Annotated in this window: 24 protein-coding genes; 9 read left to right on the top strand and 15 right to left on the bottom strand. The window is 56.0% G+C overall.

All coding sequences use genetic code 11. The features are described from left to right. Positions 1-39: 39 nt before the first annotated feature. From LINBF2_RS00400 to LINBF2_RS00385, 4 genes are read left to right on the top strand one after another with little or no spacing between them, the layout of a single operon-like run. Positions 40-318: a hypothetical protein gene (locus LINBF2_RS00400; RefSeq protein ID WP_281889559.1), complete on the top strand. Its 279-nt coding sequence runs from the start codon at positions 40-42 to the stop codon at positions 316-318. After that, positions 311-1,087 (top strand): ParA family protein, encoded by a 777-nt coding sequence (locus LINBF2_RS00395; protein ID WP_104796841.1) that lies wholly within the window; start codon positions 311-313, stop codon positions 1,085-1,087. Before LINBF2_RS00400 ends, LINBF2_RS00395 begins: the two co-directional genes overlap by 8 nt. 17 nt (positions 1,088-1,104) lie before the next feature. After that, entirely contained in the window at positions 1,105-1,743 is a 639-nt protein-coding gene (locus LINBF2_RS00390) for an MBL fold metallo-hydrolase (RefSeq protein ID WP_281889556.1), read from the top strand. An 11-nt stretch (positions 1,744-1,754) separates the two neighbouring features. Then, positions 1,755-3,239: a HAMP domain-containing sensor histidine kinase gene (locus LINBF2_RS00385; protein ID WP_281889555.1), complete on the top strand. Its 1,485-nt coding sequence runs from the start codon at positions 1,755-1,757 to the stop codon at positions 3,237-3,239. Here LINBF2_RS00385 and LINBF2_RS00380 read toward each other — a convergent pair. From LINBF2_RS00380 to LINBF2_RS00370, 3 genes are all read right to left on the bottom strand, one after another. Further along, positions 3,236-3,505 (bottom strand): hypothetical protein, encoded by a 270-nt coding sequence (locus LINBF2_RS00380; protein WP_281889553.1) that lies wholly within the window; start codon positions 3,503-3,505, stop codon positions 3,236-3,238. The genes LINBF2_RS00385 and LINBF2_RS00380 overlap by 4 nt on opposite strands. A 105-nt stretch (positions 3,506-3,610) precedes the next feature. Continuing rightward, the gene (locus tag LINBF2_RS00375) at positions 3,611-4,105 is read right to left on the bottom strand and encodes a hypothetical protein (protein ID WP_281889551.1); all 495 of its coding nucleotides are present in this window, start codon (positions 4,103-4,105) and stop codon (positions 3,611-3,613) included. Between the two features lie 9 nt (positions 4,106-4,114). Further along, positions 4,115-4,942, bottom strand: coding sequence for a M48 family metallopeptidase (locus LINBF2_RS00370; RefSeq protein WP_281889550.1), 828 nt, complete (start codon positions 4,940-4,942; stop codon positions 4,115-4,117). 36 nt (positions 4,943-4,978) lie between these two features. Between LINBF2_RS00370 and LINBF2_RS00365 the strand changes: the two genes are divergently transcribed. The 4 genes from LINBF2_RS00365 to LINBF2_RS00350 all read left to right on the top strand — a co-directional run bounded on the left by LINBF2_RS00365 (position 4,979) and on the right by LINBF2_RS00350 (position 9,355). Continuing rightward, positions 4,979-6,325 (top strand): AmpG family muropeptide MFS transporter, encoded by a 1,347-nt coding sequence (locus LINBF2_RS00365; RefSeq protein ID WP_281889548.1) that lies wholly within the window; start codon positions 4,979-4,981, stop codon positions 6,323-6,325. A 63-nt stretch (positions 6,326-6,388) separates the two neighbouring features. Beyond that, positions 6,389-7,096 (top strand): response regulator transcription factor, encoded by a 708-nt coding sequence (locus LINBF2_RS00360; RefSeq protein WP_281889546.1) that lies wholly within the window; start codon positions 6,389-6,391, stop codon positions 7,094-7,096. 5 nt (positions 7,097-7,101) lie between these two features. Next, a complete protein-coding gene (locus LINBF2_RS00355; RefSeq protein ID WP_281889544.1) occupies positions 7,102-8,328 on the top strand; it encodes a HAMP domain-containing sensor histidine kinase in 1,227 nt (408 codons plus the stop codon). A gap of 19 nt (positions 8,329-8,347) precedes the next feature. Then, the gene (locus LINBF2_RS00350) at positions 8,348-9,355 is read left to right on the top strand and encodes a nitronate monooxygenase (RefSeq protein ID WP_281889542.1); all 1,008 of its coding nucleotides are present in this window, start codon (positions 8,348-8,350) and stop codon (positions 9,353-9,355) included. Here the strand turns inward: LINBF2_RS00350 and LINBF2_RS00345 are convergent. The 10 genes from LINBF2_RS00345 to LINBF2_RS00300 all read right to left on the bottom strand — a co-directional run bounded on the left by LINBF2_RS00345 (position 9,352) and on the right by LINBF2_RS00300 (position 16,556). Next, positions 9,352-10,281, bottom strand: coding sequence for a glycosyltransferase (locus LINBF2_RS00345; RefSeq protein ID WP_281889541.1), 930 nt, complete (start codon positions 10,279-10,281; stop codon positions 9,352-9,354). The genes LINBF2_RS00350 and LINBF2_RS00345 overlap by 4 nt on opposite strands. A gap of 62 nt (positions 10,282-10,343) precedes the next feature. Next, positions 10,344-11,405: a lipopolysaccharide heptosyltransferase II gene (gene waaF / locus LINBF2_RS00340; RefSeq protein WP_281889538.1), complete on the bottom strand. Its 1,062-nt coding sequence runs from the start codon at positions 11,403-11,405 to the stop codon at positions 10,344-10,346. Continuing rightward, entirely contained in the window at positions 11,389-11,592 is a 204-nt protein-coding gene (locus tag LINBF2_RS00335; protein WP_104796851.1) for a zinc-finger domain-containing protein, read from the bottom strand. Before LINBF2_RS00335 ends, waaF begins: the two co-directional genes overlap by 17 nt. Before the next feature lie 4 nt (positions 11,593-11,596). Further along, a complete protein-coding gene (locus LINBF2_RS00330) occupies positions 11,597-12,538 on the bottom strand; it encodes a branched-chain amino acid transaminase (protein WP_281889535.1) in 942 nt (313 codons plus the stop codon). An 88-nt stretch (positions 12,539-12,626) separates the two neighbouring features. Then, positions 12,627-13,058 carry a glycerate kinase gene (locus tag LINBF2_RS00325; protein WP_104796853.1) on the bottom strand — a complete coding sequence of 144 codons (432 nt, stop codon included), beginning with the start codon at positions 13,056-13,058 and terminating at the stop codon, positions 12,627-12,629. 32 nt (positions 13,059-13,090) lie between these two features. Continuing rightward, on the bottom strand, positions 13,091-14,434 hold the full coding sequence (locus tag LINBF2_RS00320) for an ATP-binding protein (protein WP_281889533.1): 1,344 nt from the start codon (positions 14,432-14,434) through the stop codon (positions 13,091-13,093). Positions 14,435-14,450: 16 nt separating this feature from the next. After that, positions 14,451-15,107, bottom strand: coding sequence for a winged helix-turn-helix domain-containing protein (locus tag LINBF2_RS00315; RefSeq protein ID WP_104796855.1), 657 nt, complete (start codon positions 15,105-15,107; stop codon positions 14,451-14,453). Next, positions 15,082-15,696, bottom strand: coding sequence for a cytochrome b/b6 domain-containing protein (locus tag LINBF2_RS00310; RefSeq protein ID WP_281889530.1), 615 nt, complete (start codon positions 15,694-15,696; stop codon positions 15,082-15,084). Before LINBF2_RS00310 ends, LINBF2_RS00315 begins: the two co-directional genes overlap by 26 nt. Next, complete coding sequence (locus LINBF2_RS00305) at positions 15,693-16,163, bottom strand: diheme cytochrome c (protein ID WP_281889529.1); 471 nt, start codon at positions 16,161-16,163, stop codon at positions 15,693-15,695. The genes LINBF2_RS00310 and LINBF2_RS00305 overlap by 4 nt, the downstream gene beginning before the upstream one ends. A 12-nt stretch (positions 16,164-16,175) precedes the next feature. Then, positions 16,176-16,556 carry a DUF1924 domain-containing protein gene (locus LINBF2_RS00300; RefSeq protein WP_281889528.1) on the bottom strand — a complete coding sequence of 127 codons (381 nt, stop codon included), beginning with the start codon at positions 16,554-16,556 and terminating at the stop codon, positions 16,176-16,178. A 131-nt stretch (positions 16,557-16,687) separates the two neighbouring features. Between LINBF2_RS00300 and LINBF2_RS00295 the strand changes: the two genes are divergently transcribed. After that, a complete protein-coding gene (locus LINBF2_RS00295; protein WP_281889526.1) occupies positions 16,688-18,040 on the top strand; it encodes a DUF5666 domain-containing protein in 1,353 nt (450 codons plus the stop codon). A 4-nt stretch (positions 18,041-18,044) separates the two neighbouring features. Here LINBF2_RS00295 and radA read toward each other — a convergent pair whose 3' ends face one another. Together radA and LINBF2_RS00285 are read right to left on the bottom strand one after the other, a co-directional pair. Beyond that, complete coding sequence (radA, locus tag LINBF2_RS00290; RefSeq protein WP_281889524.1) at positions 18,045-19,421, bottom strand: DNA repair protein RadA; 1,377 nt, start codon at positions 19,419-19,421, stop codon at positions 18,045-18,047. Between the two features lie 47 nt (positions 19,422-19,468). Then, a complete protein-coding gene (locus LINBF2_RS00285) occupies positions 19,469-22,156 on the bottom strand; it encodes a response regulator (protein ID WP_281889522.1) in 2,688 nt (895 codons plus the stop codon). Positions 22,157-22,178 lie beyond the last annotated feature (22 nt).

Raw genomic sequence — 22,178 nt, 5'->3', positions numbered from 1 at the left:
GCCAATTAGCATCCACGCCCCACGTAGATAAGTTGAAGCATGACCGCTGTTCAATCGCTACTCGACAGGGTGCGCCTAAACGAGAAGCAACAATTAGATGAGCTCTGCAAATGGCTGCTAGAGCATCTGCACGACCGCATTGGCTGGGGCGTGTTGGTTCAACGCTCCAAAATGTCGAATGAAGAATTGCATCGCGTTTTCATGTTGCATCACAACATGAGTCCGATGCAATGGATCAGCCTGCAACGCGAACACCTCGTGAAATCCATGAGCTCTAACAAAGTCATTAGCATCGATTCCAGGAGCCATCATGGCTGAATTCAAAATTCTCATCACCAGTCAAAAAGGTGGCGTGGGCAAAAGCACCGTATCCGCCAACTTGGCGGCCTATCTTTGCCGGCAGGGGCGTAAAGTGGCCCTGCTCGATTTCGACTTGCATGGCTCATCCAGCAAATGGCTAGAGGGTGCACCGCCCATTGGCATTGACATTCACCACGAGCCTTTGCCACTTGAAATTGGTGGCACACGCCCCGTCCATGAGGCCAAGCTAAAGCTGCGCAGGTTGTGTTACTCGAATGACATCGTGATTTCAGATTTGACATGGAGTGACTCCATGACTGCTGAACTTTTATTTGAATACGACTTGGTGATTGTGCCGACCTCGGTCTCTGAAATTGAGTTGAATGCCACCTCCGATTTTTTAGAGCGATTTCGCTGGGTGTTTGAATCCACCATTCACACGCCACCCAAGCTCTTACTCAGCCCCACACGTGTTCATAACGACCAAATGTCGGACACGGCGTTGTTCAAGCAGCACTTTCCGTTTCGCTTGATCTTGGCACCTGCTATTTTGGAAGGCCAGTCTGCACGTCAGATGTACAAGCGTGGCTACTTGTGCGACTTGACCGACGCCTGTGGCACTTCTTTCAACGAGTTTGGCAGCGCTGTTTTAGAGGCGATTGAACTCATCACCCAAGACAAAGCCAAGCTAGCAAACGACAGCAACAGTCGCATGAAGGCCTTGCTCAAGCTGGCTGCGCAATATGAGGCTTCATTGAAGTCTGTTTTTAAATCGCCGCAGATTTAACCGCTACCATTTGCGGCATGCTGCAGTACGAAACCGTTCCCGTCACCCCCTTCCAACAAAACTGTTCCATCGTCTGGTGCGATGAAAGCATGAAAGCCGCCATCATCGACCCCGGTGGTGATCTGCCTGTGTTGGAAGCCGCCTGCAAAGAGCTGGGCGTGACCCTCGAACAAATTTGGATCACTCACGCGCACATCGATCACGCCGGCGGCACCGCCGACTTGGCCGAGAAACTGAATCTGCCCATCATCGGCCCACACGAAGGCGATCAGTTTTGGATTGATGGTTTGGCACAAGCGGCTGCCAACTATCACTTTCCTCCTTCTCGCCCTTTCACACCCACGCGTTGGTTGCATGATGGCGATACGGTGGCACTGGGCAAACACACTTTGCAAGTGCGCCATTGCCCCGGCCATACGCCCGGGCACGTGGTGTTTTACTCACCCGAGATCAAGCGTGCGTTTGTGGGTGACGTGTTATTTGCGGGCAGCATTGGTCGCACAGATTTTCCACAGGGCAACCACGACGACTTGATCAACAGCATCACGCAGCGTCTGTGGCCCATGGGGGATGACACGGTGTTCATTCCTGGACACGGGCCTGAAAGCACGTTTGGTCGTGAGCGCAAAACAAACCCTTATGTGGGCGGCACCTAAGTCGAACACCTATGCACCTTGATACACAAACCACGATCTTCATGATCTGCTTCGTGTACTTGATGCTGCACGGCGCTATTTGGCTCGCGCTGCTGGAGTACAGAAGCTTTCAGGTCAAGCTGTGGTGTGCGTCCGGCATGATCAGCGGCGTGGCCGTGGTGTTGCTGGCGATACGTGACACCGTGCCAGATGTGGTGTTTTTTTACGTCGCTCAACTCTTGATGCTGATTGGCAACTGGGGGCGCATGGTGGCTTTGCGCATGTACCTGCTGCCGACGCCACAACAAAGCGCCCATCGCGTTTATGTGGTGGCGAACACGGCTTACTTTGCTGTCTTTTGTTATTTGATTTATTTTCACCAAGCCGAGTGGGAAGCCTTGATGCTGTTCAATGGTTTTTATGCCTTGCTGTGCTTTGACTACTTTCGGATTGGGAAAAAACTCAGCACACAACGCACGTCATTCGGTGCGCAGCTGTTGATGTGGGCAGGCTTGACGCTGTCCACCACCTTGGCCATCCGTACTTTCGGTGTCGCCGTGCTTGGCGACATTCATGACATTTATGCGCCCACATGGGACCAAGCCATCATGGTGGCAGGTCAATTCACAGCCATCACTTTGAGCAACGTCGCGTTTTTGCGGATTTTTTTAGAGATCGCAGAACGAAAAAAAATGGCCATGACACATGAGCTGGCCGTCACCAACGAGCGCGCAGATGGCATGCGCAAAACCAGCCTAGAGCTGAAGCAGCTGCTGCAAGAGCGTGAAGAAATCATTCGGCAATTGGCGCTGTTCAACAAAACGGCAGGCATGGGTGCCTTGGTTGCCAGCTTGGCACACGAGCTCAACCAACCATTGACGGCCATTCAGCTCAATGCCGAAGTGATTGATTCCGCATTGATTGACGACGGCACCAACAGCGGCGTTACTGCCAAAGAAGCGATGCGTGATTTGATGCACGACAACCAACGCGCCGCCACCATCATCAAGACGTTACGCAACATGTTTGGTAGCGGCCGTAAATCTATTACGCCATTTAATTTGAATGAGCTGGTCAATGAGGTGCTGCTGATTTGCAAAGCCAAAATCTCCAGCAACCACATCGCTCTCCAACTGATGTTGCACCCGAGGGAGCTCACCATCGCTGGCGACAAGTCTCAGCTGCAACAGGTATTACTCAACCTCATCAACAACGCGATTGATGCATTTACCAACTGCGGCATACAACAAAAGAACATCACGGTTTGCACACGCTTGCAAGGTGAGGCAGCAGAACTGACCGTGACAGACAACGGATCGGGCATTGCACCCGACATTGCGGCATCGGTTTTTGAACTGCTGCGCACCAACAAAGACGACGGCATGGGCATTGGTCTGTGGCTGAGTCGCACGATTGTGGAATCACATCAAGGCACGATCAGTTTTGAAACCAGCGCCACCGCAGGCACGACGTTCCGAGTGATGCTACCGATCACCACCGATGACTTGATTTATTAATGACTGCTGGCAGAGCAGTCGCTCACGGTTGACTTAGAGATACAGCCAAAGTCTTGCGTGATTTTTCCAGGGCGCGTGCTGGCAAACAGCGGGCGGATGATGGTCACCGCAACATACAAAGCGACCAGTGCACCCAACACAATGGCCACGTAATTGAGACGCTCAGCACGCAACTGATGCGTATGAAGGCGGTCAAGACGCGGACCCGTAGGTTCGGTAGACCGTGTTGGCGATGGCGTACGTTGGGTGGAAAGTTTGGAAATCACGGCGGCTGCAAAGTAAAAAACTGCAGCGATGGTAATTTTTATAGTTCGAAAAATCTATACGCCCACAGGCGTAGTCCCGCAGGTGTATCACGCCCCTGCGACTCCTTAAAAAAGAAACAGCGCTGCCACGCTAAAACCCGTGACAGAGATGACGTTGGAACGCAATCTGTCGCGAGAAATACGCAGCGTGGTGGTGTCATCCAACGCGTGCTCATAGCCAATGCTGTATAGCATGGCGCGGTCTTTGGCCTGTTCTAAATCTGCGTCGTCGCGATCCAATTTGACATAGGCGGCCTTGCCATACACACCGCTGTAGGTGAACTTGTAGCCAAAGCTCATCAATGTGGTTTCCACATTTTGGGAGCCCAACTGCCCCGTGCTGCTGCTGATGGGTCCTGTGTACTCCACGCTGTGTTTGACGTCTGCCGCCAAAGGCCACTCATAGCCAACCACCACATTGATTTGGCTGGTGCTGTACGCCTGGGCGCTACGCGTGCCAGACAGACGCTGGTATTCAGCACCCATATAGGGGTCGGCATAGGCTTGGGTAGCCAGAAACAACAAGCCTGTCACAAGCCCGCGATGGTTGAGGTGTTTCATCTGAGCTCCTTATTTGCTGCGCTCATAAAGCGGCATCACCTTGGGCAAGTTGGCCTGAATTTCTTCAATGCGCGTATTGCCTGAGGGGTGGGTGCTGAGCCACTGGGGTGGTGCACCTTTGTTGGCCGCGCTCATTTTTTGCCACAAGGTCACGCCCGCGCGAGGGTCATAGCCTGCACGTGCGGCGATTTCCATGCCCACCAAATCGGCCTCGGTTTCATCATCGCGGCTGAATTTGAGGTTGAGCAGGTTCGCGCCCTGCTTGGCCACCAAGTCGGTGAGCTGTGGACTCACACCAAAAAATACCGAAGCTACCGTGCTGCCAATGGTGGCAACACCATTGGTGGCTGCGGCTTTGCCCATACGCTCACGCGCGTGCTCACGCAAAGCGTGGGCAATTTCATGGCCCATGACCATGGCCACTTCGTCGTCGGTGAGTTGCAGTTGTGTGAGGATGCCGCTGTAAAAAGCAATCTTGCCGCCGGGCATGCAAAACGCGTTGATTTGGTTGGAGCCAACAAGGTTGACTTCCCACTTCCACTCTTTGGCGCGAGGGTTCCATTCAAAGCTGTGTGGGATCAACTCTTTGGCGATGCGACGCAAACGCATCACTTGTGGGTGGTTGTCAGGCCCGAGCGCGTTCTTGCTGGCGGCTTCTTTCATCATGTCGGCGTATTGCTTATGCGCCGACTGCTCAACCTCTGCTGCAGGCACAAGGCCAGCAAACACAGAGGATTCTCTGCTGACTTCCACGCCATCACGCGCCAGCAGCACACCGCTGCCAAGGCCGCAAGCGCAGCCAACACAACCGTAAAGAAAAGCGCGTTTGGTGAGCATGAAAAAGTCTCTTTGCGAAAGCCTGAAAATAGAGGTATGAACGATACAACAAGTCCAGCCACGACACCTGCCACACACGTTAAAAACCTGGGTTGGTTGGCCGCGTTTCGCGTCTACCTTGAGCCCGCCTCTTGGCGCATGCTGTGCTTGGGGTTTTCGGCGGGCTTGCCACTGCTGCTGGTGTTGGGCACGCTGAGCTTTCGCTTGCGCGAAGCGGGCATTGACCGCAGCACGATTGGCTTTTTGAGCTGGGTGGGATTGGCCTATGGCTTCAAGTGGGTGTGGTCGCCACTGGTGGACCGCATGCCTGTGCCACTGCTGACGCGCTGGTTGGGGCGTCGCCGCAGCTGGCTGCTGTTGGCGCAAGCCACGGTGGTGGCAGGCTTGGTGGGCATGGCCTTGCTCGACCCACAAGTGGCGCTTGAGCCTGTGGTGTGGTGCGCCTTGGTGGTGGCGTTTGGTTCGGCCACGCAAGACATCGCGCTGGATGCGTTTCGCATTGAATCTGCCGACGCACAACACCAAGCTGCCTTGGCGGCCACCTATCAAACGGGCTATCGCCTCGCCATGATTTGGGCGGGTGCGGGCGTGCTGTGGGTGGCAGCACGCGTGGCAGGGGCTGACGAAACGACCTACCTCCACGCCGCGTGGCAAACGGCCTACCTTGTGATGGCGGCGTCGATGAGCCTCGGCGTGTTGACCGTCATGCTATCGCCCGAACCTGCACCACGTGACATGCCACCCGCGCGCAACGCGGCCGAGTGGTTGCGCGGCGCATTGATTGAGCCCTTTGCCGAATTCATTCGCCGCTACCGCTGGCAAGCTGCGCTGATTCTGGGTTTGATTGCGGTGTACCGCATCAGCGATGTGGTGATGGGCATCATGGCCAATCCGTTTTATGTGGACATGGGTTACACCAAAGACGAAGTGGCAGCGGTCACCAAAGTGTTTGGCGTCATCATGACTTTGCTGGGCGCCTTCATCGGTGGCGTGCTATCCATGCGTTTGGGTGTGATGCGCATCCTCATGTTGGGAGCCGTGCTGAGTGCATTCACCAATTTATTGTTTGCGTGGCTGGCCACACGCGGCCACGACCTGACCGCCTTGGTGTGGGTGATTTCAGCGGACAACTTGGCCAGCGGCATTGCGTCTGCCGCGTTCATTGCGTATTTGTCTAGCATGACGAACGTGAATTACTCGGCCACGCAATACGCGCTGTTCAGTTCCATGATGTTGCTCGCACCCAAGTGGCTGGCTGGCTTCTCGGGCGTGTATGTGGATGCGCATGGGTACGAGGCCTTCTTCCATGGCACCGCTTGGTTGGGAGTCCCCGTGCTGCTGCTGGTGTGGCTGGCTTCGCGCGTCTTGCCTGTGAAACCATGATTTACCTCGTCTTTACCGTTTCTTTAGACAAGCACACACTTGGCAAGGCATGATGAACACACCATGAATACCTTGCTTTTGATTGAAGACGACCACCGCCTCGCCCACATGGTGAGCGAGTACCTTGAACAATCTGGCTTCTCGGTGCAGCACGCGGCCAATGGCTTGAATGGCCTCAAGACCCTGCAAGACATCGCCCCCGACATGGTGCTGCTCGATTTGATGCTGCCCGACATCGATGGCCTGGAGGTATGCAAACGCATACGCGCCCTGCCAGGTGCTTTGGCACAAACCCCTGTGCTCATGCTCACCGCCAAAGGTGACCCGATGGACCGCATCGTGGGCTTAGAGCTAGGCGCCGACGACTACTTGCCCAAACCTTTTGAACCGCGTGAATTGCTGGCCCGCATTCGCGCAGTGTTACGCCGTCATTCCCCCGGTGAAGCTACGACCGACACACACCAGACCTTGAAGTTCGGTTCACTAGAACTAGACCGCGATGCCCGCACCGTCAGCGTGCGCCACCAAGTGTGCGACCTCACCTCTTACCAATTTGACCTGCTGTGGGTGTTGGCTGAACGCGCGGGCCGCGTGCTGTCGCGCGACCAAATCATGGAAGCCGTGCGCGGCAAAGAACTCGAAGCCTTTGACCGCTCTATCGACGTGCACATGGGCCGCATTCGTGCCGCCATCGAAGACGATGCCAAAGCCCCCAAACGTATCCTCACTGTGCGCGGTGTGGGTTATGTGTTTGCCAAACAACAAGACTGAGCGCCATGCCCTCGACACGTTCCTTTCATCTGCCTTTGTATGTGCGTATTTGGTTGGCGGTGGTGTTGGCCGTGGCTGTACTGACACTGCTCACCGGCTGGGTCATGCGCATGACGGCGGAGCCGCCATTGCGCGAAGTGCTGGTGCGCAATGCCGAGGGTGAACTGGTCGGTCAAGGCCGTGCGCGCTTGCGCCCACCAGATGGTTTGCCCATCGAGGCCCGTCCACTCATGGGGCCCGACATGCGCCACCCACCGGGTCACTTTGGCTCGGGCCCTGAATTCATGGTGCGCATGCACAACGGCGAGTTGATGCATGTGCATCTGCCACGCCCACCGCACAGCTTCTGGTCACGCCCTCCGTTTGGATTTGCATGGACCTTGGGTCTCGTGGCGCTGGCCGTTGCACTGGGCACCTACCCCATCGTGCGCCGTCTGACACGTCGTTTAGAAAATTTGCAAAAGGGCGTGGAGCAATGGGGCACCGGTAACTTGTCGGCCCGCGTGGCCGAGCAAGGCAATGACGAAGTGGCTTATCTCGCGCAACGCTTTAACCACGCCGCCGAACACATCGAACAACTCGTCACGTCTCACAAGTCGTTGTTGGCCAATGCTTCGCATGAGCTGCGTTCGCCGCTCACGCGCATTCGCATGGGGCTGGAGCTGATGGGCGATTCACCCTCGCCGGCTATGAAGGCCGAGATTTCACGCAGCGTGGGTGAGCTTGACCAACTGATTGACGAAATCTTGTTGGCCAGCCGACTCGATGCCAAAGAAGCCGACCTAGGCACTGTGGAAGCCGTAGATTTGACCGGCCTTGCCAGCGAAGAATGCGCCCGTGTCGATGCCCACTTAGAACTGGGCTTTGAACCGCACAGCATCGTGGTACCGGGCGTGGCCAAACTGCTGCGCCGCCTCTTGCGCAACTTGCTAGAGAATGCGCGGCGCTATGGCACTTCAGACATTAAGGTGCAACTGTCTAGCTTGACTAAGAACAGCCGCCACTGGGTGCGCCTGTGCGTGTGCGACCGTGGCCCAGGTGTGCCCCCCGATTTACGCGAACGCATCTTCGAGCCCTTCTACCGCTTGCCCGGCGCAAGTGAGCGCGAAGGCGGTGTGGGCCTGGGTTTGTCGCTGGTGCGCGCCATCGTGCAGCGCCATGGTGGCCACGTGCAGTGTCAAGACCGCGAGGGCGGTGGCGCGCAGTTTGTGGTGATGCTGCCGGCTGACTAATCGCGTCACAATATTGGGCATGACACATGCCGCCCTGAACACCCGATTCACCCAACGTTTTCAACTGAGCACCCCAATTGCTTTAGCGCCTATGGCGCTCGCCACGGGCGGCGCATTGGCCGCCGCTTGTGCGCAAGCAGGTGCGCTGGGTTTGGTGGGCGGCGGCTATGGCGACCTCGCATGGACACAACGCGAATACATGCTCGCGCAAGAACTTCTTAAAAATGACACGGCTAGCCACGCACGTTTGGGCTGCGGCTTCATCACTTGGAAGTTGGATGAAAACGCCGAAGCACTTGACTGGGTGCTGACCCAAAAGCCGTGCGCCATCATGCTGTCGTTTGGTGACCCTCGCCCTTACGCGGCGCGTATTGCTGAAGCGGGTGTTCAGCTGATTTGCCAAGTGCAGCGCTTAGAGCAAGTTGCACAGGCTATTGAAGCAGGTGCTGCAGTCATCGTGGCACAAGGCGGTGAAGCAGGTGGTCACGGCGCGAATGCACGCGAAGGCCGTAGCACCTTCACTTTAGTGCCTGAGATTGCCGACTACTTGGCCACGCACTCGCCCAACACCTTGCTACTTGCCGCAGGCGGCGTGGCGGATGGTCGAGGTTTAGCTGCCGCATTGATGCTGGGTGCAGATGGTGCGTTGGTGGGTTCACGTTTGTGGGCCACGACTGAGAGTTTGGCCGCAACCGGTGCAAAAACCCAAGCCACACACACCAGTGGCGACGGCACCGCGCGTAGCGAGGTGTTTGACATATTGCGCCGCAAAAATTGGCCCGCACCCTATGACTTCCGCGCCATTCGTAATGACTTGCACCGCGCACTTGAAAACGACATCGCCAGCTTAAAAGCCAACCCAGATACAGCTCGCACCGCCTATGACGCCGGCGTGAAAGCGGGTGACTTCACACGTGCACACGCCACGGTGGGCGAAGGCGTGGGACTGATTCGCGACATCCCAACTGCAGAAACTTTAATTCGCAAAATCACGGATCAAGCGGGCAGTTTGTTGCCATCTCGTTAAAAAACGATTTCTCCATTCACAACACGCTGATAAAGTTTGAAGTAGTTTTCTGCACAAACTTGAGATGAAAAATTAGCCAAGGCCCACGCACGGCAATCCTCTGGCTTGCATGCTGAGGCATGTGCTAACGCTGCAGCAAAGTCTTCATCTCGATCAAAGAGCGCACCTACTTTGTCATTGACCAGTTCGGGAACTGATCCGCGCGGCGTTGCTATCACCGGCGTACCTGACATCAGCGCCTCAATCATCACCAAGCCAAATGGCTCTTCCCAATCTATCGGGAACAACAAAGCCTTCGCATCCGCAAAACAAGCAGCCTTATCTGCACCACCGATTTCACCCACAAAGTGAACGCCTGGGCGCAAGCTATCGATCAAGCCTCCGACCTTCAGTAAATCCAAACGATAGCCACCCGCCACAACCAGTGACTGCTCTTGCTGCTTTGCCAATTTCAGGGCACGGCGCGCACCTTTGACGCGCCGACGTACCTTCGAGAAAAACAACAAATGATCTTTTTTGTTTTCTTGAAAAACAAACTCATTTGGATCAATGCCGTTATAAACAAAAACTTCACGACCATGGCGTTTTGCATGATTTGCACTGATACAGACCGTATTTTTCGGCAGCGTTTCAGGCGTTGTGCTGTTGCCGTGCAAGGTATAAATCCACGGTTTCCGAAACGTGTGTTGTGGCTCCCATGCATGGAAATGAACAATATCCACACTGTCTGGAATTGCCTGCTGAGCTTCTTGCGCATTCGTTGCAGCAATACAAGTCACACCAGGCAAATCGCAACCAGGCAAACCAACCAGCGTCACCTGATGATTGGCCTTCACAAATTCGTTCGCTAGCCATTGAACAATTCGCTCAGTTCCACCATATTTATGGACTGGAATTTTTGCGTTAATCACCAAGCAAATATGCATAACCGTTCTCTCTATATGCTCTGAGTCTACGTTTTAGGCATCAGAACTCTGACTTTTGGATCTCAAAGCAAGCGGTACACGCGTTCAGCCGACACGTCTTCTAAACAACGCATATGGCCCAAGGGGCACGTGCGCTCGTAGCAAGGCGCACACGCCAGTGGCGGTTGGTAGTTTTTATCCACACGCAACCACACCACGCGTGCACGCTCGTTCAAGGGTGGTGTGTGTTCAGGACTGGATGAGCCAAACACCGCCACTTGTGGCACGCCAAAAGCTGCGGCCACATGCATCATTCCTGAATCGTTGCTCACCACACGGTGTGCATAGGCAATCAATGCGAAGGCTTGCATCAGGTTGGTTTGACCGGCCAAGTTAAAACAGTGGCCGGGTTTGGCGGCGTTGGCAGTCGTCGCAATTTCTTGGCAGATATCGAACTCTTTACCCGAGCCCAACAAAAACACGGGCCGATCAATCTTGCTCGCCAACTCGGCAAAGTGTTTGGCAGGCCAACGCTTGGCAGGGCCGTATTCAGCACCCGGTGCAAACACCACATAGCTGTGTTTGGCGAGGGTGGGGAGCGTGGGCATGTTGGTGGCCAGCTCTTCTAGCGCTTCATCTAACAAACCCACGCCCGCTTTGAGCACGGGGCGCAAATCGCCCACGAGCTTCATGGGGCCGGTGCGGGTTTGGCCCACCAGGCTCAAAGCCGCATACCACTCCACCATGGGCGGGCGTTCTTCGGTATCAGGGTTGTCTAAGCGGTCGGTCAACAAACCGAAACGCATTTCGCCGGTGTAGCCCACGCGCTTGGCAATGCCTGCCATCCAGGGCAGCAAAGCGCTCTTGAGGGAGTTGGGACACACATAGGCCACGTCAAACTTGCCACGCAACTGATTAGCGAGTTTGATGCGCCCCATCAGCTGCAAGCCGCCGTGTTTGAACGGCATCTCAATCACTTCGGCCACGCCTGGCATCACGCGGTAAACAGGTGCAATCCAAGGCAAGGCAGCGACGGTGAGGCGCTCGCCGCGCGCAGCCAAGCGGCGCAGCAAGGGTTCGGTCATCACCGCATCCCCAATCCATTGAGGCGCAATGATGAGCGCGTTTTTAGTGGCCGTGGCCAACGTGCTCGCCGGCTTTGAGTTTGTACTCGGTGCCGCAGTAAGGGCACTTGGCAACGCCCGTGCTGGCCACATCCAAGTAAACCTTGGGGTGGCTGTTCCAGAGTTTCATGTCGGCCTTGGCGCTGGGGCAGTACACGCCGCCGTTGCCATTGAGGTCTTTGGCCAAGAGTTCAACTGGGTTACTCATTTTCTTAAACCTTTGTCAACCAATGTGCGTACTTGGGATTGCGGCCGTTGACGATGTCAAAGAACGCCGTTTGGATTTTTTCAGTGATGGGGCCTCGGCTGCCCTCGCCCAATTGGATGCGGTCGAGTTCGCGAATGGGTGTGACTTCAGCGGCCGTACCTGTGAAGAACGCCTCGTCGGCGATGTACACCTCGTCACGCGTGATGCGCTTTTGCACAATCTCAAGGCCCAAATCTTTGGCGATGTGGAACACGGTGTTACGCGTGATGCCGTTCAAAGCGCCAGCCGACAAGTCGGGGGTGTAGATCACGCCGTCTTTGACGACGAAGATGTTTTCGCCAGCGCCTTCAGACACAAAGCCTGAGGTGTCGAGCAACAGGGCTTCGTCGTAACCTTCGTCGGTCACTTCCATGTTGGCCAAGATGGAGTTGGTGTAGTTGCTCACCGCTTTGGCTTGTGTCATGGTGATGTTGACGTGATGGCGTGTGTAGCTAGAGGTCTTCACGCGGATGCCACGCTTCATACCTTCTTCGCCGAGGTACGCACCCCAAGTCCAAGCCGCGACCATCAAGTGGATGGTGTTGCCTTTCGGGCTCACGCCCAATTTCTTATCGCCAATCCAAGTCAGAGGGCGCAGGTAACCGCTTTCCAAGTTGTTTTCACGCACCACGTCGCGTTGGGCTTGGTTCACTTGATCTTTGGTGAACGGGATGTTCATACGCAAGATCTTGGCGCTGTTGAACAGGCGGTCGGTGTGCTCTTGCAAACGGAAGATGGCGGTGCCTTGCACGGTTTTGTAAGCGCGGACGCCTTCAAAAGCGCCGCAACCGTAGTGCAAGGTGTGGCTCAACACATGGATCTTGGCGTCGCGCCAATCGACCATCTGGCCGTCCATCCAGATTTTGCCGTCACGGTCAGACATGGATGATGGGATCACGACGCTCATGGGATTTCCTTTGGACTGATGATGTTGTTGTCGCCTGTTTTGGCGTATTGGCTCATTTTAGCGGGCCTGAAGACCGCTCATTCGGCGGTTAGTCGTTGGCTGCGTGGCTCACGGGCTCGACGTCCGTGGCTTGAAACGGGCGGTCCAAGGTCCAGCTTTGCAGCTTGCCTTGCACAAACACGCAACGCACCACCGATTGGCTGCCATCGCGCCAGCTGAACACCTCGGGCTGGGCGCCCTTTTCAGTTTCAAGTTGTCCCAAAGCGCGGGTCATGGCAATGACGTGCATCAAGCTGACGCCTGCTTTGAGCTTGGCGTTGAGCATGACGGCGCTGTCCACAAAGCCAATTGGGCGGTTGCTCGCACGCTTCATGATTTGCACCAAGCGCGTGAAATACAGCAGCAGCCACATGACGCCGCCGGTCACCACCATGGCAATGCCCATCCAGCCCCAGCTTTGCCAGGCCCACGCGGTAAAGCCCACTGTGCCGATAGGCACCAAATATCTTTGAAAGTTCATGCGCCTATTGTCTCAGGCTCGGCGCTAAGTTTTTAGGCGTGCGGGTAACGCAGGGTGACTTGCAAACCACCCAGGTCTGCCGACTTGCCCACCTGCACATCGACGTGCTGCAAGCTGGCGATGTGACGCACGATCGACCAGCCCAAGCCGCTGCCCGTGGCCGAATTGCCCAACACGCGAAAGAAGCGCTCGCCCAAACGGGCCATGTCCGCGCTTGCCAGGCCTGGGCCGGTGTCTTGCACGGTCACTTGCACATGGCGTGGGTCCAAGCGCTGTGCCTCGATGCGTACCACCGACCCATCGGGGCTGTAGCGCAAAGCGTTGTCAATCAGGTTGCGCAGCAGAATTTGCCACAGCGTGCTTTGGCCATAGATCTCAATGGCCTCAGGCGCCAGCAGTTCAAGCGTTTGGCCACGTCGCAGGGCGTCGGGCGTGAGATCGGCCATGACTTGTTGCGCCAGTTGGTCTAGACGGAAAGGCTCAGAAACCACATCTTGCGGGCCTTCCACACGGGCCAAGGTGAGCAACTGCTCGACCACACGCGACGCACGATCGCAACCCATCAAGGTGTCTTGCAAGGCGTGTTGGCGCACTTGGTCGTCGGTAGCGGACGTAAGCGCCACTTGTGCTTGGGCACGAATCGCGGCAATGGGTGTGCGCAGCTCGTGGGCCGCATCGGCCGTAAAGCGTCGCTCGGTTTCCATGCGCTGGGCTAGGCGTTGCAGCAAATCGTTGAGCGCATCCAGCATGGGTTGCACCTCTTGCGGCGTCTCAGGCAAGTTGACGGGCGTGAGGGTTTGGGTGTCGCGTTTCAACAGCGCTTGGCGCAGGCGTTGCAAAGGCTGCAAACCCGATCGCACGTTCCACCACAAACCGATCAGCAGCAAAGGCAAGGCAATGGTGAGCGGCGGCAAAAAGCCCATCATCACGGCGCGCAAAATTTCATCACGGCTGTCTACCCGCTCGGCCACATAAATTTGCACATCGCGGTCACGACCTGGGGCAGCAAAGATGCGCCACGATTTGCCATCGGCCAAGGTCAGCGTTTGATAGCCTTGTTTGTGCTGGGCCATGGGCGTGTGCGCCACATTGGGCGAATGCATGACCAAACGGTCTTCGTCAAACACTTGGTAGGCCACGCGGTGTGCGTATTTGTGCAAGGTGGGCGCATCCAGCAAGGGCTCATCGTCTTCTGGCGTGGCGTTTTGTTGCACCACCAACAAAGCGGCCGATTGGGCTAAGTGGGCATCCAGCAGTTCATCCACTTCGTGCTGCGCTTCAAACCACACAAACGCAGCTGTGGCAAACCACACCACCAACACCGCGCCTAAAGTGCGAGTGAGTAAGCGCTGTTGCAAAGAAAATTTCTGAGACATGGTGCGAGTCCGCGTATCAAGGCATGACGATGTAACCCACACCGCGCACGGTGTCGATCAGACCCGCGCCCATCTTGCGACGCAGGTGGTGAATGTGAACTTCAATGGTGTTGCTCTCCACCTCGTGGCCCCAGCGGTACAGGTGCTGCTCCAACTGCTCACGCGACAACACGCGCCCTGCATTGAGCAACAGGGCTTGCAGCAAATCAAACTCACGCGTAGACAGACTGATAGCCTCGCCGCTTCGGCTGACTTGACGTGCGCTGGGGTCCATCACCACGTCACGTACTTGCAACAGCGTTTGTGTTTTGCCGTGCGCACGGCGCACCAAAGCATGCAGGCGAGCGGCCAGCTCATCCAAATCCACAGGTTTGACCACATAGTCGTCAGCGCCCAGGTTGAGCCCCTCAATGCGTTGGGCCACCGCGTCGCGCGCTGTCAGCACCAGCACGGGGGTGTCAACGCCACGCGCACGCACGGCCTTCAACACAGCCAAGCCGTCTTGGCGCGGCAAGCCAATGTCCAGCACGGCGGCTTGGTGTTGTGCACCCAACAGCTCACGCTCAGCGGCCACACCATCGCGCACCCAGTCCACCTGGAACCCGCGCTGGTCTAGGCCCGCACGCAAGCCGCTGCCTAGCAGCTCATCATCCTCGGCCAGAAGTATTCGCATAGCCTCGCCACATCGGTCGCAGAGCTTGTGGGCCGCGCCACACGCGCAACATCACCACCAACCCCACATGCACACACACCACAGCCATGGCCGCGTTGCCCAAACCTTCGTGCAGTTCTTGCAGGGCATCGTTCAACCAACCATCGCCTAAAAGTTCATTGTAGGTAGCCCACCCGCTGGCGATGGCCACCGTGCTGAAGGCATAAATACCCAGCACCGCAGCGCTGAGCACCCAGCTGCTGGCACCCACCCAAAAGTTGCGTGTGAGCCATTCGCCTTGCTTGATCTTGGTAGCCCATACACGCCACATGGCTACGCGGCGCAGCAACAAGCCCCACCGTGCTGAAGCAGGCCCAACCCAACCCCACACCAATCGAAACGCCAACACCGCAGCCAAGCTGTAGCCGCTGTACACATGAACCAAGCGCCAATACTCAGACTCTGAGGTGACATAAGAAATAAGAAATGCTAAAGCCATGCTGGCGTGGGCCATGCGTGTACCTAAATCAACCACGGGCTTGCGCTGTGTGGGTACAGGCGTGGCAGTTGTTGCCATCACTTGGGCGGGGTTTGAAACGGTGTGGTTCATTTGGGGATCCTCACGCGGTCATCTTCAAAGTCACCTTGTGCCGCATCACGGTGGCACGCCGTGCAATTGGCTGGGCTTTTGATGGATGCACGTTTGAAGGTGGCCGCGCTCACCTCGCGGTGCTTGCGCTCAAACCAAGCCGAGCGGGTGATGCGGTCTTGTGGCGGCTCTTCACGTGCACGCTTGCCTTGACCGCCATAGGTTTGTAGCCAGGTGTCGATTTGCTTCTGTGCAGCAGCGTCTAACGAAGCGTCGCTGCCATAGTGTTTGTCGAGGCCATTCATCACGCGCTGCCAAGACGCCTTGGGCAACAAGTTGGGCGGAAATGCCAAATGACAGCTGCCGCACTCTTGGGTGTACACCGCAGGCGGTGTGGGGCCCTTGTAGCTGTCAGCCCATGCGCTGGTACTTGCTAACCAAACTGCCATGAGTAAAGCGCGACCTGAATTTGAAAAAGTTGAATTCATTGCGATCTCCAATCAACGCACACTGATAAGCCAGGCCAATACATCGGCTTTTTCGGCTGCCGTGCATTCACGTGCCAGCACATCTTTGCAATTGCGACGAAACCACTTTTCGGCTTTGGCACTGTCGGTAAAACGCTTGGCGTTGGCCGCTGGTGCGAGTGGCTCAATGGCTTTGTCGGTGCTGGCATGACGCCCACCCATCATGGGTGATTTGCCGTGGCAGCTGGTGCATTGCCACTCTTGGCCGTGACTGGCTTTGAAAAATGTTTCACCGCGGGCTGCATTGGCAGGTTGACCTGCTTGCGCGGTATAGCCAGACAACAACTCAGCAGGCGTGATCGCCGCTGCCTGAAGCGAGGTGAACAACAACATTGAGAACACTATGTGACGCATGGTTTTGAGCCTTTCAATACCGATGCTAGTGGTCGCGTCTTAGGGTTTTCTTAAGGCGCATGCTGTTCTTCTTAAGGTTGTCTTAATCTGAAACTCGCACACTTTCGCTATCGTTTACGAATGGAGTTGGTATGACACATACAGTTTTTAAACCCAAGTTACTTGCGCTGCTGCTGACAGCATCAGGCTTGTTGTCCGCATGTGGGGGCGGGGGTGGATCGGCTAGCGCCATCCCCACGACGAACGTTGTCAGCTCAGGGACCATCAGCGGCTTAGGCTCCATCATCGTGAACGGTATTCGTTATGAAACCGTTGGCGCGAATGTGTTGGATGCAGACGATGGCAGCACAGCCATCACCACGCCGCTGCGCATTGGTATGACCGTGAGCGTTGAACAAAACGGCACCGACCCCATCACCTTGCGCCCCATCGCCGGAAAAATTCTGGTGCAAAGCGGCATCCATGGCGTAGCCAGTTATGCAGGCAACAGCCTCACCGTGGCTGGACTACCGGTGACCACCGACACCTCCACCATCTTGCTAGATGCGAACGGGGTTGTGACGAGCTTGGCTGCACTGAACAACCTCAACGTGGAGGTCTACGGTTTACCGCAAGCTGACGGTTCATTTTTGGCTACCTTGATAGAAGCCGAGGTCGGACCCCACGCTGTGCAAGTGGTCGGGACCGTGCAAAGCATCAACACGGGTACCCAAACTTTGGTGCTTGGCACCTCTGCCACACCCATCACGATTGACTACACCAGCATCACGCCCCCGACCGGACTGGTGGCAGGCGCGGTGGTGGTCGTGAAGTCGTCGGCCACCACGACGGCCAACACCTATGCCGCAAACAGCCTGCAAATTCGCAGCGCCACCGCCAGCACCTACACAAGTTATGCCAGCAACTACAGCGGCACCACGCGTGTGGCTAGCGAGCGCAACGAGTTGTATGGCGCGGTCTCCGACAAAGCATCAACTTCTAGCGGTGGCAATGTGACGGGTTGCACTTTTAGGATTCAGGGCATTCAAGTACAAGCCAGCAGTGCAGCTTTGTGCAGCAGCATTGCCAACGGCACGTATGTGGAAGCCAAAGGTACGTTGAGCAACGGTGTATTGAATGCCACCAAAATTGAGTTTGAAGGCAGCACCTCCAACGGCTACTCAGATGACTGGAATGATTCGGACTCGGATGGTTTGCATCACCGCAGCTTGTCCACCCTCAACACGGCCAGCGAGCTTCAAGCCAACCGCAGCTTTGAGATCTACGGTGAACTAAGTTGCTCAGCACTCAATGTGGGCTGCACACTGACACGCGGCGCTGTGATCTACACAGCCGACATGTCAACAGCGCGCTGGGACGACTATCAATCCATTGTCAATGGCTATGTCGAAGCCAAAGGCTATTTGACAGGCAACACCTTCAAGGTCATCAAGATCGAAGCGAAAGACCGTCGCTATGGCAGCGGTCACGGCGACGACGATTGACGCATTAGCCCAGCTCACGCACCAAGCTCATCGCCTCATCCACCCGTTCCACCGCATGCACGGTCATGCCTGGGATGGGCTTTTTAGGTGCGTTGGCTTTCGGAATGACGGCCACGGTAAAGCCCAACTTAGCCGCTTCTTTCAAACGCTCTTGACCGCGCGGTGCAGGGCGCACCTCACCCGCCAATCCCACTTCGCCAAAAGCGATGAAGCCTTGTGGCAATGGCTTGCCGCGCAAGCTGCTTTGGATGGACAACAACACGGCCAAGTCAGCCGCAGGCTCGCTGATGCGCACACCTCCTACAGCGTTGACAAACACATCTTGGTCCATGCATGCCACGCCTGCATGGCGATGCAACACAGCCAGCAACATGGCCAAACGGTCGCGGTCCAAGCCCACGCTCAAGCGGCGCGGTGATGGGCCGCCGCTGTCCACCAAGGCTTGAATCTCCACCAGCATGGGGCGCGTGCCCTCAAGCGTCACCAGCACACAACTGCCGGGCACCGGCTCGGAGTGTTGGCTCAAGAAAATGGCACTGGGGTTGCTCACGCCCTTCAAGCCTTTTTCGGTCATGGCGAAGACGCCAATTTCGTTCACCGCGCCAAAGCGGTTTTTGATGGCACGCACAAGTCGGTACGTCGAATGTGTGTCGCCTTCAAAGTACAGCACCGTGTCCACCATGTGCTCCAGCACACGAGGGCCAGCCAATGCACCCTCTTTGGTGACGTGGCCCACCAACACCACTGCCGTGCCTGTGGACTTGGCCATGCGTGTGAGGTGTGACGCACATTCGCGCACCTGCGCCACAGAACCTGGGGCGCTGGTGAGCTGGTCGGAGTACACGGTTTGGATGGAGTCCATCACCACCACAGCGGGTTGCAGTTTGTCGACGGTAGCTAATATTTTTTCAAGCTGCGTTTCGGCCACCACTTGCACTTGGCTGTGGTCCAGCCCCAAACGGCGCGAGCGCAAAGCCACTTGCGAGGCAGATTCTTCGCCCGTCACATACAAGGTGCTCATGCCGCTGCGTTGCAAGCCATCCATCGCTTGCAAGATCAAGGTGGATTTGCCAATGCCAGGGTCGCCGCCAATCAGCACCACACCGCCTTCCACCATGCCGCCGCCCAACACGCGGTCAAGTTCTTCTTGGCCAGTGGGCGTGCGCGCCACGTCTTGGGCTTCGATGTCGGAGAGGATGGCCACTTCGGACGCAGGTGCCAGAGCAGCCATGCCTGCATAGCGGTTTTTGGCAGGACCGCTACTGTCGACCGCGGTTTCAATCAGCGTGTTCCACGCGTTGCAGCTTGGGCATTTGCCCAACCACTTGGCGGTGATGCCGCCGCAGTCGGTGCAGTTGTATTGGGTTTTTTCTTTGGCCATGCGCCAATATTACTGGATAAATAGCCAGTGGTCGTAAAACCCAAAATTCAATCCATCTCTAACGAAAACTTGGCTTGCGCGAGCACGCGCTCCATTTCAGTTTTGAGCGAGTCCATAGACAGCGGCTTGGACACATAGCCGTCCATGCCCGCCTCAAAATACCGCTCACGATCGCCTTTGAGCGCATTCGCCGTCACCGCAATGATGGGGGTGCGTTTCAACTGTCGCAGCTGCTCTTGTTCACGCATCAATTGGGTGGCTTCAATGCCCCCCATTTCTGGCATTTGAATGTCCATCAAGATCAAATCGAACGCTTGCGTGTTGAACGCTTCTAAGCCTTCTAGGCCATTGTTCGCCAGCGTCACTTCATAACCCATGCGGTTGAGCAAAATGGACTGCAAGGTTTGGTTGATCGGTGTGTCCTCCACCAGCAACACTTGCCGTGTAGCAGTCAGCGCAGCCGCGTCTCGTGGTGCGCGAACCGGTTCATCGTGCACGACATTCACCGCAGACACACGGTTCAGCGATGCCACCAATTCATAAGAATCGATGGGCTTGACCAAGAAGCCTTGGATATCAAACTGGTCCAACTGCTCTTGGCTGATTTGCTCACTCAAGGTGCCCATCATGAGGATGGGCAGTTGTGCGGCTGTTTTGATTTGACGCAGCTGCTTGACCAAGTCGTACCCATCAATGTCGGGCATGTTCACATCCACCAATGCCAGGGCGGCCTGCGTCAATTGGGGGGAATGCAATGCATGTGCAGCGCTGTCTGTGGCGACGACATGCAAACCAGCACACGTCAAACGCTTGGTCATCATATGGCGGTTGCTGGCCGTGTCATCGACCACCAGTACCGTCTGACCTTGCAGACTGGGCGAAATTTGGTTTGCCGTCATGTGGGAGGACTGTGCGCGTTGCAGCTGTACGGTGAAGCTGAAGGTGCTGCCCTTGCCAACCTCGCTGCTCACATCAATCTCGCCGCCCATCATTTGGACCAAATTGCGGCTGATGGCCAAGCCCAAACCTGATCCGCCAAAGCGGCGTGCGGTGCTGGAATCTGCTTGCGTGAACACATCAAAAATCAAGGCTTGCTTGTCGTGTGAAATGCCAATTCCTGTGTCTTTGACCTGAAAAAACAAACCAATACTTTCTGGCGTTGAGGCGTTTTGTCGACACGCCACTGTCAACACAATTTCACCTTGCGCAGTGAACTTGATGGCGTTCCCCAACAAGTTACTGATCACCTGCTGCAGGCGCAAGGGATCGCCCACCACCATGTCTGGCACATCGACGGCCACATCGCACACGAGTTCCAGTTCTTTTTCGGATGCACGCAACGACAGGGTTCGCGAGGCCTGACGAATCAGCGCATGCAGTGAAAATTCATGCGGATCCAAGTAGAGTTTTTGTGCCTCGATTTTGGAAAAGTCCAAGATATCGTTGATGACGACCAACAAGGAGTTGGCTGAAGCCGACACCATCTCCAAATAACTGCGTTGCTCCGTGGTCATGCGTGTTTGCAAGCACAGCTCCGTCATGCCCAAGATGCCATTCATCGGTGTGCGGATTTCATGGCTCATGTTTGCCAAAAAATTGCTCTTGGATTCATTGGCCGACTGCGCGGCATCGCGCGCGAGTGAGAGCTCATTTTCAGCGCGCTGCCTCGCTTCCATGAACGCATTGAAGGCGAGCACCACCGTCTTAATTTCTTGCCCACCCATTTCTGCAATCGGCGTTACCTGCAAGCCCTTGCGCATTTGCTCTGCCTTGTCATGCATCGCATAGGCCAGTTGACCTAAGGGCTGCACCAATTTGGCAACAAACCCCCACAACAGCGGGACCATCGTCAGCATCAACAGCGCCGTCACGATGAGCATGCGTTGGTACAACGCCTCAATCGGGGCAAAAGCTTCTTCGGATGGAATCACCGATGCCACGATCCAATCTGTGGCTTGCAAGCGTTTAAACGTGAACAAACCTTTCAAACCACGCGTGGTGTAGCCCTCCTGCGTGCCTTCAAATCCTTTGATCGCATTTTCAAAAGGAATATTGCCGCTACCCTCTGGCACGGGTTTAAAAATCAAGCTCGCATCAGGATGCGCAATACGCATGCGGTCTTTGGTGACCAAGTAGTAGTAACCCGTTTCACCATTTTTCTGGGTCGCGATTGAGCCCAGCAAATTGGGTTTGTACAAATTGAGTACCCCACCCAAAATGCCCACCAATCGGTTTTGTTTGTCCAAGATCGGCGCGGCCACCACCACGATGGGTTGCTTGGTCGCTTTACCAAGGATGGGCTTGGAGATGACAGGCACACGGGTCTGAATCACCCCTTGGATGTAGTCACGCGCAGACATATCCAAAGAACGGCGCCCGGGTTTGACAGGCCAATCTACTTGCAAAATGCCGTTGGCATCAAAGATGTAGAGGTCGTCATAGACATTCAACAAGGCATGCTCGCGTTGCAGAAATCGCTCTAACTTAGGCAGATCGCCGATCTGCTCCGCAGGCACATTCAGGCCAACGCTCGCGAGCATGGCCACACTGTCTTGCAACCGCTCATCCAAATTATTGGCAAAGTCGCTTAGCTGGCGAAATTCATTTTTCTCAATGCGTTGAACGATGTCTGCGCGTAGCACATAAAACTGAAGCCCCAGCTGCGCCAATAAAAGGATAAAGCCCACGGCGATGGCACTCAACGACAGTTGCAGTTTGATGCTGAGATTTTTCATAACAACGTACAGGCACAGACAT

It is taken from the genome of Limnohabitans sp. TEGF004, from assembly GCF_027924965.1.
Classification (GTDB): domain Bacteria; phylum Pseudomonadota; class Gammaproteobacteria; order Burkholderiales; family Burkholderiaceae_C; genus Limnohabitans.
This window is presented reverse-complemented; position numbering and strand designations above follow the sequence as displayed.

What these genes read in the sequence shown, in the direction of transcription:
- LINBF2_RS00400 (WP_281889559.1), top strand. Translation starts at nt 40, where the DNA reads ATGACCGCTGTTCAATCGCTACTCGACAGGGTGCGCCTAAACGAGAAG.
- LINBF2_RS00395 (WP_104796841.1), top strand. Translation starts at nt 311, where the DNA reads ATGGCTGAATTCAAAATTCTCATCACCAGTCAAAAAGGTGGCGTGGGC.
- LINBF2_RS00390 (WP_281889556.1), top strand. Translation starts at nt 1,105, where the DNA reads ATGCTGCAGTACGAAACCGTTCCCGTCACCCCCTTCCAACAAAACTGT.
- LINBF2_RS00385 (WP_281889555.1), top strand. Translation starts at nt 1,755, where the DNA reads ATGCACCTTGATACACAAACCACGATCTTCATGATCTGCTTCGTGTAC.
- LINBF2_RS00375 (WP_281889551.1), bottom strand. Translation starts at nt 4,105, where the DNA reads ATGAAACACCTCAACCATCGCGGGCTTGTGACAGGCTTGTTGTTTCTG.
- LINBF2_RS00370 (WP_281889550.1), bottom strand. Translation starts at nt 4,942, where the DNA reads ATGCTCACCAAACGCGCTTTTCTTTACGGTTGTGTTGGCTGCGCTTGC.
- LINBF2_RS00365 (WP_281889548.1), top strand. Translation starts at nt 4,979, where the DNA reads ATGAACGATACAACAAGTCCAGCCACGACACCTGCCACACACGTTAAA.
- LINBF2_RS00360 (WP_281889546.1), top strand. Translation starts at nt 6,389, where the DNA reads ATGAATACCTTGCTTTTGATTGAAGACGACCACCGCCTCGCCCACATG.
- LINBF2_RS00355 (WP_281889544.1), top strand. Translation starts at nt 7,102, where the DNA reads ATGCCCTCGACACGTTCCTTTCATCTGCCTTTGTATGTGCGTATTTGG.
- LINBF2_RS00350 (WP_281889542.1), top strand. Translation starts at nt 8,348, where the DNA reads ATGACACATGCCGCCCTGAACACCCGATTCACCCAACGTTTTCAACTG.
- LINBF2_RS00345 (WP_281889541.1), bottom strand. Translation starts at nt 10,281, where the DNA reads ATGCATATTTGCTTGGTGATTAACGCAAAAATTCCAGTCCATAAATAT.
- LINBF2_RS00335 (WP_104796851.1), bottom strand. Translation starts at nt 11,592, where the DNA reads ATGAGTAACCCAGTTGAACTCTTGGCCAAAGACCTCAATGGCAACGGC.
- LINBF2_RS00330 (WP_281889535.1), bottom strand. Translation starts at nt 12,538, where the DNA reads ATGAGCGTCGTGATCCCATCATCCATGTCTGACCGTGACGGCAAAATC.
- LINBF2_RS00325 (WP_104796853.1), bottom strand. Translation starts at nt 13,058, where the DNA reads ATGAACTTTCAAAGATATTTGGTGCCTATCGGCACAGTGGGCTTTACC.
- LINBF2_RS00320 (WP_281889533.1), bottom strand. Translation starts at nt 14,434, where the DNA reads ATGTCTCAGAAATTTTCTTTGCAACAGCGCTTACTCACTCGCACTTTA.
- LINBF2_RS00315 (WP_104796855.1), bottom strand. Translation starts at nt 15,107, where the DNA reads ATGCGAATACTTCTGGCCGAGGATGATGAGCTGCTAGGCAGCGGCTTG.
- LINBF2_RS00310 (WP_281889530.1), bottom strand. Translation starts at nt 15,696, where the DNA reads ATGAACCACACCGTTTCAAACCCCGCCCAAGTGATGGCAACAACTGCC.
- LINBF2_RS00305 (WP_281889529.1), bottom strand. Translation starts at nt 16,163, where the DNA reads ATGAATTCAACTTTTTCAAATTCAGGTCGCGCTTTACTCATGGCAGTT.
- LINBF2_RS00300 (WP_281889528.1), bottom strand. Translation starts at nt 16,556, where the DNA reads ATGCGTCACATAGTGTTCTCAATGTTGTTGTTCACCTCGCTTCAGGCA.
- LINBF2_RS00295 (WP_281889526.1), top strand. Translation starts at nt 16,688, where the DNA reads ATGACACATACAGTTTTTAAACCCAAGTTACTTGCGCTGCTGCTGACA.
- radA (WP_281889524.1), bottom strand. Translation starts at nt 19,421, where the DNA reads ATGGCCAAAGAAAAAACCCAATACAACTGCACCGACTGCGGCGGCATC.
- LINBF2_RS00285 (WP_281889522.1), bottom strand. Translation starts at nt 22,156, where the DNA reads ATGAAAAATCTCAGCATCAAACTGCAACTGTCGTTGAGTGCCATCGCC.